The sequence below is a fragment of the Vibrio sp. A2-1 genome, assembly GCF_021728355.1.
Classification (GTDB): Bacteria; Pseudomonadota; Gammaproteobacteria; order Enterobacterales; family Vibrionaceae; genus Vibrio; species Vibrio splendidus_K.
On sequence record NZ_JAKKCO010000002.1, the window covers coordinates 1 to 12367 of the forward strand.

Genomic DNA, 12367 nt, shown 5'->3' on the forward strand with positions numbered 1-12367 from the left:
TCCTAAGGATAGTGCTACTGACTTAACGGTATCAGAAGAATCGAGAGATCGCTGAACAGCTTCTCGTTTAAATTCGTCTGTATATTGTCTTTGTGATTTTACTTTCATGACACTCAATGCTCTGTATTAAGTGTCTACTTTTATGGGGTCACATCAGAGAATATGGCAAAGACAAATTACAGGCAATAAAAAAGGAGAACCGAAGTTCTCCTTTTCTTAAACCTTTAAGCTAACTCTAAATTATAGAGATGCTTTCGCTTTTTCAACTAGAACAGCAAATGCTGCTTTGTCGAATACTGCGATGTCAGCAAGAATCTTACGGTCGATCTCGATAGATGCTTTCTTAAGGCCATTGATGAAACGGCTGTAAGATAGACCATTTTGACGAGATGCCGCATTGATACGTGCAATCCAAAGTTGACGGAATTGACGTTTCTTGTTGCGACGGTCACGGTAAGCGTATTGACCAGCTTTGGTAACTGCTTGGAAAGCTACGCGGTAAACACGTGAACGTGCTCCGTAGTAACCTTTAGCTTGTTTTAGAACTTTCTTATGACGTGCACGAGCTTGTACACCACGTTTTACGCGAGGCATTATGCTTCTCCTAAACTAAACGAATTTATAAACTAAAAAGAATTAAGCGTATGGCATCATACGTAGAACTGCAGCCACTTCACATTTTGGAAGGATTGAGTTCGGACGAAGCTGACGCTTGTTCTTAGTAGTACGCTTAGTCAGGATGTGACGTTTACCAGCGTGCTTAAACTTAATACCACCAGCAGTTTTCTGGAAACGCTTAGCAGCACCTTTGTTGGTTTTCATCTTAGGCATGATGAATAACTCCGCATTGTTGAGTTGTTAATAACATAGTAATTAGGGCGAATAAAACCCTACAGCCTATGGCTGCAAGGTTTAATTACTTGCAAAGCCGTTAATTACTTCTTTTTAGGGGCCAACACCATGATCATCTGGCGACCTTCAATTCTCGTTGGGAAAGATTCGACAACTGCAAATTCTTCAGTATCGATTTTCAAACGATTAAGAACGTCAACACCGATTTCTTGGTGAGCCATTTCGCGGCCACGGAAGCGAATTGTTACCTTCACTTTGTTGCCGTCTTCAAGGAAACCAGTCAGGTTGCGTAGTTTTACCTGATAGTCTCCAATATCAGTTCCAGGTCGGAATTTAATTTCCTTGATCTGAACCTGCTTTTGCTTTTTCTTCTGCTCTTTCGCAGCTTTGCTCTTCTCGAAGAGGAACTTACCGTAGTCCATCACACGACAAACTGGCGGCTCGGCGTTAGGGCTGATCTCTACGAGATCCATACCAGCTTCATTTGCAGCTTCCATCGCTTCAGCGATTGTTACTACACCAACAGCTTCGCCGTCTGCGCCAGTTAGACGCACTTCACGAACGCCACGAATGTCACCGTTTAAACGGTGCTGGTTTTGTTTGGCCGGTTGTTGGCCACGTCTTCCGCCTTTAATAGCTATTCCTCCAGATTGAGCTTACGGTTTGAAACCTCGGCTTGGATGTATGAAATAAAGTCATCCACTTTAAATTTACCAAGGTCCTTACCTTTACGTGTACGTACTGCAATTTCGCCGGCTTCCATTTCTTGGTCACCACACACAAGCATGAACGGTACACGTTTCAAAGTATGTTCGCGGATTTTAAAGCCAATCTTCTCATTTCTCAAGTCTGCTTTGACTCTAAATCCACTTTTTTGCAGTTTTTTCGCAATTTCTTGTACATATTCAGACTGTTTGTCTGTAATGCCCATAACAATTGCTTGTTCTGGCGCCAACCACGTTGGGAAGAAGCCAGCGTATTCTTCAATAAGAATACCGATGAAGCGTTCTAGTGAACCTAAAATCGCGCGGTGGATCATAACTGGCGTGTGACGCTCGTTATCTTCACCTACGTAAGTTGCACCTAAACGTTCTGGTAATGCAAAATCGAGCTGCACTGTACCACATTGCCATGCGCGGTCCAAACAATCATGCAAAGTAAATTCAATCTTAGGTCCGTAGAACGCACCCTCGCCTTCTTGAATCTCGTATGCAATCTCCATCGCCTCAAGCGCTTGCTTAAGATCGGCCTCTGCACGGTCCCACATTTCGTCTGAACCTACGCGCTGTTCTGGACGAGTAGATAGCTTAACAACAATGTTTTCGAAACCGAAAGTTGTGTAAGTATCGTAAACCATTTCAATACAAGCTTTAACTTCTTGTTGAACTTGGTCTTCAGTACAGAATACGTGAGCATCATCTTGAGTGAAGCCACGAACACGCATAATGCCGTGAAGTGCGCCAGACGGCTCGTTACGGTGACATGAGCCGAACTCAGCCATACGTAGCGGTAGATCACGGTAAGATTTCAAACCTTGGTTAAAGATTTGAACGTGACCAGGACAGTTCATTGGCTTGATCGCGTATTCACGGTTCTCTGAAGAAGTCGTGAACATCGCTTCAGCGTACTTATCCCAGTGACCAGAACGTTCCCAAAGAACACGGTCCATCATTAATGGGCCTTTTACTTCTTGGTAATCGTACTCAGTCAGCTTCTGACGAATAAATACTTCTAGCTCACGGAAGATAGTCCAACCGTTGTGATGCCAGAAAACCATGCCTGGTGCTTCTTGCTGCATGTGGAATAGATCTAAGTGCTTACCGATTTTACGGTGATCACGCTTAGCCGCTTCTTCTAGGCGCACTAGGTGAGCCTTAAGCGCTTTCTTGTCGTGGAATGCAGTGCCGTAGATACGTTGAAGCATCTTGTTGTCACTGTTACCACGCCAGTAAGCACCCGCTACGTTAAGTAGTGTGAAATGTTGGCAGAAGCCCATATGTGGAACGTGTGGACCACGACACATATCAATGTATTCTTCATGATGGTACAGGCCTGGACGATCGTCTTTAGAAACGTTCTCATCCAAGATTTCGATTTTGTAAGTCTCGCCGCGAGCTTCGAATGCGTCACGCGCTTCCTGCCAGCTAACTTTCTTCTTAACAACCTGATACTTGGTCTTCGCTAGCTCTTTCATACGCTTTTCAATCTTTTCTAGATCTTCTTGCGTTAGAGAGTGCTCAAGGTCGATATCGTAGTAGAAACCGTTATCGATGGTAGGACCGATCGCCATTTTCGCTTCTGGAAAAAGCTGCTTAATCGCGTGACCTAAAAGGTGAGCACAAGAGTGACGAACGATCTCAAGGCCATCAACTTCATCTTTAGCTGTGATGATTTCTAGGCTTGCATCGTTTTCGATAAGATCACAAGCATCAACACGCTCGCCGTCTACACGACCAGCAATCGTTGCTTTCGCAAGACCAGGACCGATTGATAGGGCAACATCTAGAGTTGATACAGGGTTGTCAAATTGACGCTGACTACCGTCAGGAAGAGTAATAATTGGCATTATTTGTCCTTTACAGTGGTGTTGCACACCAAGCAACACATGAAAATGTTTAATATATGTTTTTCAACCAACAAGTATGTTGATCGGAGATATATGCATAATAAATATACCCACATAGAAGCAAATACAGATGCCCCATTTGTGAGTAGCCGAACATTGTAACGAAATTATATGAAATGACAATGACAGAGAGAATCTGCCCGCTCTCCAACCACTTCGTTTGATAAGGTTTTATCATAATAGCGGTAACTTCCCTGCCCCTCCGAACCCTCTTTCCAATCGAGCAGTATCAACCCTACTAATTCTCCTATCTCCTGTAAGGTCGCTCTTCCAACTTATCTCTTACAAACGAGTTATTTAGAACTAAGCTATATAGAAGCAACGGATTGCGGATGAGGTGCATATGGGAAAACAGGCTACTTTTATATCGCTCATACCACCTTTATCGTTAATAGTAGCCACAGCTATGTATGCTCCCGCGACATGGGCCAACAAAGATTACGGCCCGCTAATCAGTTATACCCAAGCACCATTACAGTCCGTTCGTCTTACTCCAACGCTCCGCTCTGGCTTTCCGCTCGAAGAAAACAAGCTTGAAGTGTTTGCTTCTTTAACCGCCGCGAGTATCTGGGCCAATTCCCACGACTATCATTTAGACTATTATCAGAACCAACTTCAAACAGGCCTGAAATGGCAACTAACCACAGCATGGCAAGTCGAGTTCAATTATCGCTGGCTATACGCTGCTAACAATCACCTAGATAAAATAACCATCAACTACCACGATTTACTTGGCCTCGACCAAGCAGGGCGAACTCGTAAAGAGCGACACCAATTTGATATCTACGCACCAGACCACGACATAAATACTAGAGACTTCTCTGGCGACACGTTGACTAGCGCTTTCACCCTCTACACCCAATACCAAATCATAGACCTTGAAAACCACGGACTATCTTTTGGTGTCTCCCTTTATCACAACAACGTCAACCACGGTGCATTTAAGGGAAACAGCACCGAACAAAGCGCTCAACTCAACTATGCATACCAACTCGACATCAATACCTTCTATACAAGCTTAGGGTTGGCCAATCAGTCTAATCGAGAGGTGGAAAATAGTTTTACACATAAGAAAACAACATGGTCATGGATGGGAGGATATCAACTCACGCTATTTGAAAACCATGAGTTGCACCTTGAGTATCGTTGGTATGAAGGCGCCGAAGACGGCGACACTGAGTTTTCAGAAGCCGCAAATGAAATAATGCTTGGATATCGCTATCTCATGCAACGTTCAGCGATCGAGATATCCATTATCGAAAACATCTTCAACATGGACAACTCCACCGACGTTGCCTTCCAATTGGCCTATCGTCATCAGTGGTAAGTCCATTTAGGGTCGAGATAGTAGAATTAAAAAAGCCGAACGGTTAAGTTCGGCTATAGAAATCGTACTGTCTTGTCTCTATTAATAGAAAAAGCGACTACTAACAGAAAGGGAACTACGCACTCATGATTCTTGAGACTGCGTTACGAATGTCTGAATCCGCCGCGTTTGCTGGCAAGCTGAATGAGATGTATTGATCGCCGCGGAAGCTCATTGAGCGGTCGATTTCTGCTAGGCAGTGAACCATTGAGCCTTCAACAATGAATGACAGTTCTATATCTTTTTTGTTCATGAAACCACCACTGCGAAATTCAATCTCTTGGTAACAGCCCGAACGAGAAGCAAAGCTGTTGCCTTTTAAGAAGCCCTTCTCAACGTCGGCTTTCACCATTGCCATACCCGATGCTTCGACACCTTGGATGATTTTAGCGACTGTTGGCAATGGGTGTACGGAGATGAAGTCGCGGTCTTTAGGATCAATCGCGAAGCCTATATCTAGGTTGGTTTCAACCCACACATGGCATTGGTTCATTTGTGCGTTCAACGCGGTGACTGGCGTTTCATCATTTAACTTAAGTCGGAATGGAACCAGTTTGGTTTCGCCCGGTTGGATAACGAAAGGCTCTACGGCTTGAATACGACCCAGTGAAAAGGTTTCGTAGCTGGTGCTGTCTTCCGTTTCTACTTTCACTTCTGTGTTGAGAACTAAGTTGATCAAGTCAATTTGTTGCTCAACGTCGCCGCCAACAATGTGAACATTGCCAGACAACTCCCCACCTTGGAAAACTTCAATATTATCTAAGACAGTATCAACCTTTGCTGCACCGATGCCCAACGAGGCCTTTAATTTCTTAAACATATTATTTCCCTTTCAAATTATCTGATTTACGAATAGTTATTGCGTGACAATTTGCGACACTTGCCTCACAGAATCAAGCAATTTGCCCCATCTATGTTGAATAAAGTCACATTGCCCGAGGAAATGTTGAAATCATGAAAAAATCCGTTACTCTATTTGTATAGTCAAATAAGGTTTCATTATGTCGAAAGCGCCGCTCTACCTTCAGATAAAACAGTTCATAGACGACAATATCACCAGTGGTCACTGGCCAGTGGGTTATCAAATCACCACCGAACTCGAGCTCACAGAGCAGTTCAAAGTGAGTCGAATGACGGTCAATAAAGCCATTCGAGATCTGGTGTCTGAAGGCAAGCTCATTAGGAAGCCAAGGCTAGGTACTTTTGTTTGTGAACCCGACGAAAAAGCGCAATCTCCCCTGCTTGATATCAACAACATCGCGCAAGAGATCAAAGACAGAGGCCAAACGTATACTAGCCAAGTTATCAAACACGATAGCATTAAGGCTGATGAAAGCACCGCCACACGGTTAGGTGTAATGATTAACGCAGAAGTATTCTATAGTGAAATCATCCACTTTGCGGACAACGCGCCGATACAATTGGAAGCGCGCTGGGTGAACTCTCAAGCCGCCCCAAAATACCTAGAGCAAGACTTTTCAACCTCTACGCCCAACGAATACCTTTCAAAAAACTGCCCGTTGAGTGCTATCGAGCATACGGTTGAAGCCATTATTCCTGACTCTCAAATCAGAACGTCACTAAAACTTTTTGAATCAGAGCCTTGCCTACTTTTGAATAGAAGAACGTGGAGTAAAGAGCGTCTCATCAGCTTTGCATTACTCTACCATCCTGGCTCTAAGTACAAATTAAGCTCCAAGATACTTCTAGATTAAAGAACATCATCCTGATCTCCGATCACATTTTTGCAACATCAACTTGATTCGGGTCAGCGTTTAGCCTATTTATTTGTATATACATTTAATGTTTAGCAAAGATCTAGGTGATTATGAATTTGATCCTCAAAAACGCACGAGTGGTCTCCATGAGTTCGGGAGCCGATGGTTATCAGCCCTCTTCCCCTCAAGATATCGTTATCGGAAACGGTAAGATCGTGTCCATCTCTTGTTCAAACCACGAGGGACATGCTTCTGAGGTAGAACAACCGAGCACTGATAGCTCTGCGGATTACATCACCTATGACTGCAAAAACAAGCTCGTCACTCCTGGGCTGATTGATTGTCACACTCACCTCGTATTTGCGGGTAATCGTGCCAACGAGTTTGAGCAACGTTTGAATGGTGTGTCTTACACCGACATCGCCAAGCAAGGCGGTGGCATTCTAGCGACAGTCACTGCAACACGCGCAGCACAAGAGTCTGAACTGGTTGAAATGGCGTTACCGAGACTCGATGGTCTGCTAAGAAGTGGCGTAACCAGTATCGAAGTAAAATCTGGTTATGGTTTAACACTTGAAGATGAGCTCAAGATGTTACGTGCAGCCAAAGCGTTAGAGAATCATCGCCGTATTAAGATCACCACCACTCTCCTTGCTGCCCATGCTATTCCACCAGAATATAAAGAGAAACCGGACAGCTATATCGATCTGGTTTGCCAAGAGATCATTCCTAAAGCTGCAGAGCAAGGGCTCGCCGATGCAGTTGACGTGTTCTGCGAATCTATCGGCTTCAACCTAGAACAAACCGAACGTGTCTTTGCAACAGCCAAAGCGCATGGGCTAGCGATTAAAGGCCACACTGAACAACTTTCGAATATGGGTGGCAGCGCGCTTGCAGCTAAATACGGCGCACTCTCTGTTGACCATGTTGAATACCTTGATGAAACCGGAGTAAAAGCACTGGCAGAATCAGGCACAGTTGCCACCTTGCTACCCGGTGCTTTCTACTTCCTGAAAGAGACTCAACAGCCTCCTATTGCTTTACTTCGTGAACACAACATTCCAATGGCAATAGCGACCGACTTAAACCCCGGCACTTCTCCCTTTGCTGATTTAACTCTAATGATGAACATGAGCTGCACCCTGTTTGGTACAACGCCTGAAGAAGCGCTGCGCGGTGTAACTTGTAACGCTGCTTCTGCCATTGGCGACTCACAAACCAAAGGCAAAATTGAAATTGGTTATGCCGCTGATTTGGCTATCTGGAATATCGAGCACCCTGCCGACTTAAGCTATCAAGTTGGTGTTCCTCATCTGTATAAACGCATTGTTAACGGCGAGGTGTGTCATGACTCAATCTAAGTCTAACGGCATCCGAGATAATGCAGCAACCACACATAACTTTGTATGGACTGGGCGTAATGATCTTGAAGATGGCGCACTCGGTACTCGCGTTCATCACATTACCAAACAAGTTCACAGTAGTGAGTTAAGTAACGAGCTTACTGATGGCGCTATCGCCTTAGTTGGCTTTGCCAGCGATGCTGGAGTTGCAAGAAACAAAGGACGCGTAGGCGCGAAACAAGCACCTAACCTGATTCGCCAAGCGTTGGCTAATATGGCTTGGCACAGTGACGCGCACATCGCGGATCTTGGTGATATCGAATGTAATGATGGCCAGCTCGAAGTCAGCCAAAAACAGTGTGCTTCTGTAATTACTAATGCTTTATCAACCAACAAAGTGATTACCCTTGGCGGTGGTCACGAGGTTGCTTGGGCGTCTTTCCAAGGACTTGCTGAGCATTTACACCAAACGGAACACCGACATAAAACTAAACACCTTCATAAAGATCAGTCAGAACGCAAACCTAAGATCGGCATCGTTAACTTTGATGCTCACTTTGATCTTCGTGAATTTGAAAGCGAAATCGCCGATGTTAAACCCAGTTCAGGTACGCCTTTTAATCAGATAAGCGATTACTGCCACAAACATCAGTGGCCGTTTCATTACGCTTGTCTTGGTGTGAGTGCTGCCAGTAATACCAAAGCGCTGTTTAACAAAGCCGACCAACTGGGCGTTTGGTACGAACACGACCGCAACATGACCCAAGTAAACCAAGTCCCTCAACTGGTTAAGTTACAAAAATTCATCGCTGCGTGTGATTACCTCTATCTCACCATTGATCTAGATGTATTCCCTGCGGCGACTGCGCCGGGTGTCAGTGCACCAGCAGCAAGAGGCGTGAGCTATGAAATACTCGCTCCTTTTCTAGAACATATTTTCAAACACAGTGAAAAACTCATTATCGCGGACATTGCGGAATACAACCCAGACTACGACATCGATGGCCAAACGGCTCGATTGGCGGCACGTTTGTGTTGGGATATAGCCAGTGCAATGGCCAGCGACTAATCCAGCTATACCGATAACTACAACTACAACTACAACTACAACTACAACTACAACGATATAACGTGAAACAGAAGGAATTCCAAAATGACGGAACACCACAACAGTGACCCTCGTCTCGACACGACTCGCGAAATTCGCGCACCTCATGGCACCACTTTGCGCGCTAAATCTTGGTTAACAGAAGCACCACTGCGTATGCTGATGAATAACCTAGACCCTGATGTGGCAGAACATCCACATGCACTGGTTGTGTATGGCGGTATCGGTCGCGCGGCGCGTGATTGGAAATGTTATGACAAGATTGTTGAAGTATTGGAGCGTTTAGAAGACGACCAAACGTTACTTGTTCAATCAGGTAAACCTGTGGGCGTGTTCCCGACTCATAAAAACGCGCCTCGCGTACTGATCGCGAACTCTAACCTTGTTCCACACTGGGCAAACTGGGAGCACTTCAACGAGCTCGATAAAGAAGGCTTGATGATGTACGGCCAAATGACAGCAGGCAGCTGGATTTACATTGGCTCACAAGGCATCGTTCAAGGTACTTATGAAACGTTTGTTGCTATCGCGAAAAAGCACTTCCAAGGCGAAGCGAACGGCAAGTGGGTTCTAACGGGTGGTCTTGGCGGCATGGGTGGTGCTCAACCTCTCGCAGCGACTATGGCAGGCTTCTCGATGATCGCGGTTGAATGTGATGAATCACGGATCGACTACCGCTTACGTACTGGCTATGTAGACAAAAAAGCCACCAGCATAGATGAAGCGATGGCAATGATTAAAGAATCAGACACGCCAATCTCTGTTGGCTTATTAGGTAACGCTGCAGACGTATTCCCAGAGCTTGTCGAACGCAATATCACCCCTGACGTAGTGACCGACCAAACCTCTGCCCACGATCCGCTGAACGGCTACTTGCCGCAAGGTTGGACGATGGAGAAAGCAGCGCAAGAACGTTTAGTTGATGAAGCGAAAGTAGTGAAAGCCGCTAAGCAATCAATGGCGATTCAAGTTCAAGCGATGCTAGACCTACAATACCGTGGTGCTGCAACCGTAGATTACGGCAACAACATTCGCCAAATGGCACTGGAAGAAGGTGTGGAAAACGCATTTGATTTCCCAGGTTTCGTTCCTGCTTATATTCGTCCTTTATTCTGTGAAGGCATCGGTCCGTTCCGTTGGGCTGCCCTTTCTGGCGACCCAGAAGACATCTACAAAACAGACCAAAAAGTAAAAGAGCTGATTCCAGATAACCCGCATCTACACAACTGGCTAGATATGGCACGTGAACGTATTCAGTTCCAAGGCTTACCAGCGCGTATCTGTTGGGTCGGTTTGAAAGATCGTGAACGTTTAGGCCAAGCATTCAATGAAATGGTTAAAAATGGCGAACTGAAAGCGCCGGTTGTTATCGGCCGTGACCACCTAGATTCAGGCTCAGTAGCAAGCCCGAACCGTGAAACAGAAGGCATGATGGATGGATCAGATGCCGTATCAGATTGGCCTCTATTGAACGCCCTTCTAAATACTGCAGGCGGCGCGACATGGGTTTCCCTGCACCACGGTGGCGGCGTTGGCATGGGCTTCTCACAACACTCAGGAATGGTGATTTGTTGTGACGGCAGTGAAGATGCATCACAGCGTATTGCTCGCGTACTTCACAACGACCCAGCAACCGGCGTTATGCGTCATGCTGATGCGGGTTACGATATTGCCAAGCAGTGTGCTAAAGAGCAGAAGCTTGATTTACCTATGCTAAACGAAGAACTTCGTCGCCTTTAATGTCTGGAGAAAACATGTTGAATTTATTACTTAAACCAGGACTTCTTGGCCTACCTGAACTGCGTAAGATTAGCCGTAGCCCTGTAAATTTATCACTCGACCCTGCTGCAATCCCTGATATTGAAGCGAGCATGCACGTTGTCGAACAAGTGATTGCTGAAGATCGCACAGTGTATGGCATCAACACGGGTTTTGGATTATTAGCGAATACCAAAATTGCCCCTGAAGATTTAGAAGTACTACAGAAAAGTATCGTACTTTCTCACGCTGCGGGCATCGGTAAATTCATGTCTGATGAAACTGTGCGCTTGATGATGGTACTTAAGATTAACAGCTTGTCTCGTGGTTACTCGGGTATCCGACTCAAGGTCATCAATGCTCTTATCGATCTAGTGAACGCGCAGGTTTACCCATGTGTTCCACAAAAAGGATCTGTGGGCGCTTCTGGAGATCTCGCTCCCTTAGCCCACATGAGTACAGTACTGCTAGGTGAAGGCCAAGCACGTCACAACGGCAAGATCATCACTGGCTTAGAAGCAATGCAGATCGCTGGCTTGGAGCCAATCACACTAGCACCTAAAGAAGGTTTAGCGCTGTTAAACGGCACACAAGCATCAACCGCCTTTGCATTAGAAGGTCTGTTCGCAGCTGAAGACTTGTTTGCGTCTGCAACCGTGTGTGGTGCAATGTCTGTTGAAGCTGCGCTGGGTAGCCGTCGTCCGTTTGATCCTCGTATTCATCGCGTTCGTGGTCACCGTGGCCAGATGGATGCAGCACTTGCCTACCGTCATATGCTTGATCAAAAAAGTGAGATTGGTGAGTCACACACTTGTTGTGAAAAGGTTCAAGACCCTTACTCACTGCGTTGTCAGCCTCAAGTGATGGGTGCTTGTTTACAGCAGATTCGTAATTCAGCAGAAACCTTAAACATTGAAGCAAATGCCGTATCCGACAACCCACTTGTTTTCGCTGACGATGGCGACATCATTTCGGGCGGTAACTTCCACGCAGAACCTGTCGCAATGGCAGCCGATAACCTTGCACTAGCGATAGCTGAAATCGGTAGCTTGTCTGAACGAAGAATGGCACTGCTGATTGATAGCGCACTAAGCAAACTTCCACCTTTCTTAGTCGATAACGGTGGCGTGAACTCAGGCTTTATGATTGCTCAAGTAACGTCTGCTGCACTGGCTAGTGAGAACAAAACCTTAGCTCATCCTGCATCAATAGACAGCCTTCCGACATCAGCAAACCAAGAAGACCACGTATCGATGGCCACCTTCGCAGCACGCAGGCTTAGATACATGGCCGAAAATACACGAGGGATTTTGGCCGTAGAATATTTAGCTGCAGCACAAGGGTTAGACTTCCGAGCGCCAAACCTTTCGTCTCCTCGCGTAGAAGAGGCGAAACAAATTCTGCGTGAGAAGGTCAGCTTCTACGACAAAGATCGCTACTTCTCACCTGATATTGAACAAGCGAATCTGTTACTTAAGTTGTCCGTTCATAACCATCTAATGCCAGAAGGCACTCTGTGTAGTTTTTAAAGCAAAAACACTCTAAACAACACCTCTTAAAGTGTTGTATAAACAAGGGCTATTAATTAGCCCTTGT

Annotated in this window: 11 protein-coding genes; 6 read left to right on the forward strand and 5 right to left on the reverse strand. The window is 45.6% G+C overall.

The features are described 5' to 3' along the window. Positions 1 to 240: 240 nt before the first annotated feature. From rplT to thrS, 4 genes are all read right to left on the reverse strand, one after another. Positions 241 to 594 carry a 50S ribosomal protein L20 gene (gene rplT / locus L3V33_RS07735; RefSeq protein WP_004733517.1) on the reverse strand — a complete coding sequence of 118 codons (354 nt, stop codon included), beginning with the start codon at positions 592 to 594 and terminating at the stop codon, positions 241 to 243. 42 nt (positions 595 to 636) lie between these two features. Then, positions 637 to 831, reverse strand: coding sequence for a 50S ribosomal protein L35 (gene rpmI / locus L3V33_RS07740; protein WP_004733518.1), 195 nt, complete (start codon positions 829 to 831; stop codon positions 637 to 639). A 104-nt stretch (positions 832 to 935) separates the two neighbouring features. Continuing rightward, positions 936 to 1487, reverse strand: coding sequence for a translation initiation factor IF-3 (gene infC / locus L3V33_RS07745; protein ID WP_076646145.1), 552 nt, complete (start codon positions 1485 to 1487; stop codon positions 936 to 938). 2 nt (positions 1488 to 1489) lie between these two features. Beyond that, positions 1490 to 3418 (reverse strand): threonine--tRNA ligase, encoded by a 1929-nt coding sequence (thrS, locus tag L3V33_RS07750; RefSeq protein ID WP_029222173.1) that lies wholly within the window; start codon positions 3416 to 3418, stop codon positions 1490 to 1492. 403 nt (positions 3419 to 3821) lie between these two features. Here thrS and L3V33_RS07755 point away from each other — a divergent pair, with 403 nt between their 5' ends. Next, complete coding sequence (locus L3V33_RS07755) at positions 3822 to 4805, forward strand: DUF3187 family protein (protein WP_171316109.1); 984 nt, start codon at positions 3822 to 3824, stop codon at positions 4803 to 4805. A 115-nt stretch (positions 4806 to 4920) separates the two neighbouring features. On the opposite strand, the gene L3V33_RS07760 is transcribed toward L3V33_RS07755, so the two are convergent. Further along, positions 4921 to 5664, reverse strand: a complete 744-nt coding sequence (locus L3V33_RS07760) for a sporulation protein (RefSeq protein ID WP_237290184.1) — start codon at positions 5662 to 5664, stop codon at positions 4921 to 4923. 181 nt (positions 5665 to 5845) lie between these two features. On the opposite strand from L3V33_RS07760, the gene hutC reads away from it, so the two are divergent. From hutC to hutH, 5 genes are all read left to right on the forward strand, one after another. Then, positions 5846 to 6559, forward strand: a complete 714-nt coding sequence (gene hutC / locus L3V33_RS07765; protein WP_054547395.1) for a histidine utilization repressor — start codon at positions 5846 to 5848, stop codon at positions 6557 to 6559. A gap of 113 nt (positions 6560 to 6672) precedes the next feature. Then, positions 6673 to 7923 carry an imidazolonepropionase gene (hutI, locus tag L3V33_RS07770; RefSeq protein ID WP_237290185.1) on the forward strand — a complete coding sequence of 417 codons (1251 nt, stop codon included), beginning with the start codon at positions 6673 to 6675 and terminating at the stop codon, positions 7921 to 7923. Next, positions 7910 to 8974, forward strand: coding sequence for a formimidoylglutamase (gene hutG / locus L3V33_RS07775; RefSeq protein ID WP_237290186.1), 1065 nt, complete (start codon positions 7910 to 7912; stop codon positions 8972 to 8974). The genes hutI and hutG overlap by 14 nt, the downstream gene beginning before the upstream one ends. 84 nt (positions 8975 to 9058) lie before the next feature. Further along, complete coding sequence (gene hutU / locus L3V33_RS07780; protein WP_102474737.1) at positions 9059 to 10753, forward strand: urocanate hydratase; 1695 nt, start codon at positions 9059 to 9061, stop codon at positions 10751 to 10753. A gap of 14 nt (positions 10754 to 10767) precedes the next feature. After that, on the forward strand, positions 10768 to 12300 hold the full coding sequence (gene hutH, locus L3V33_RS07785) for a histidine ammonia-lyase (RefSeq protein ID WP_065204796.1): 1533 nt from the start codon (positions 10768 to 10770) through the stop codon (positions 12298 to 12300). Positions 12301 to 12367 lie beyond the last annotated feature (67 nt).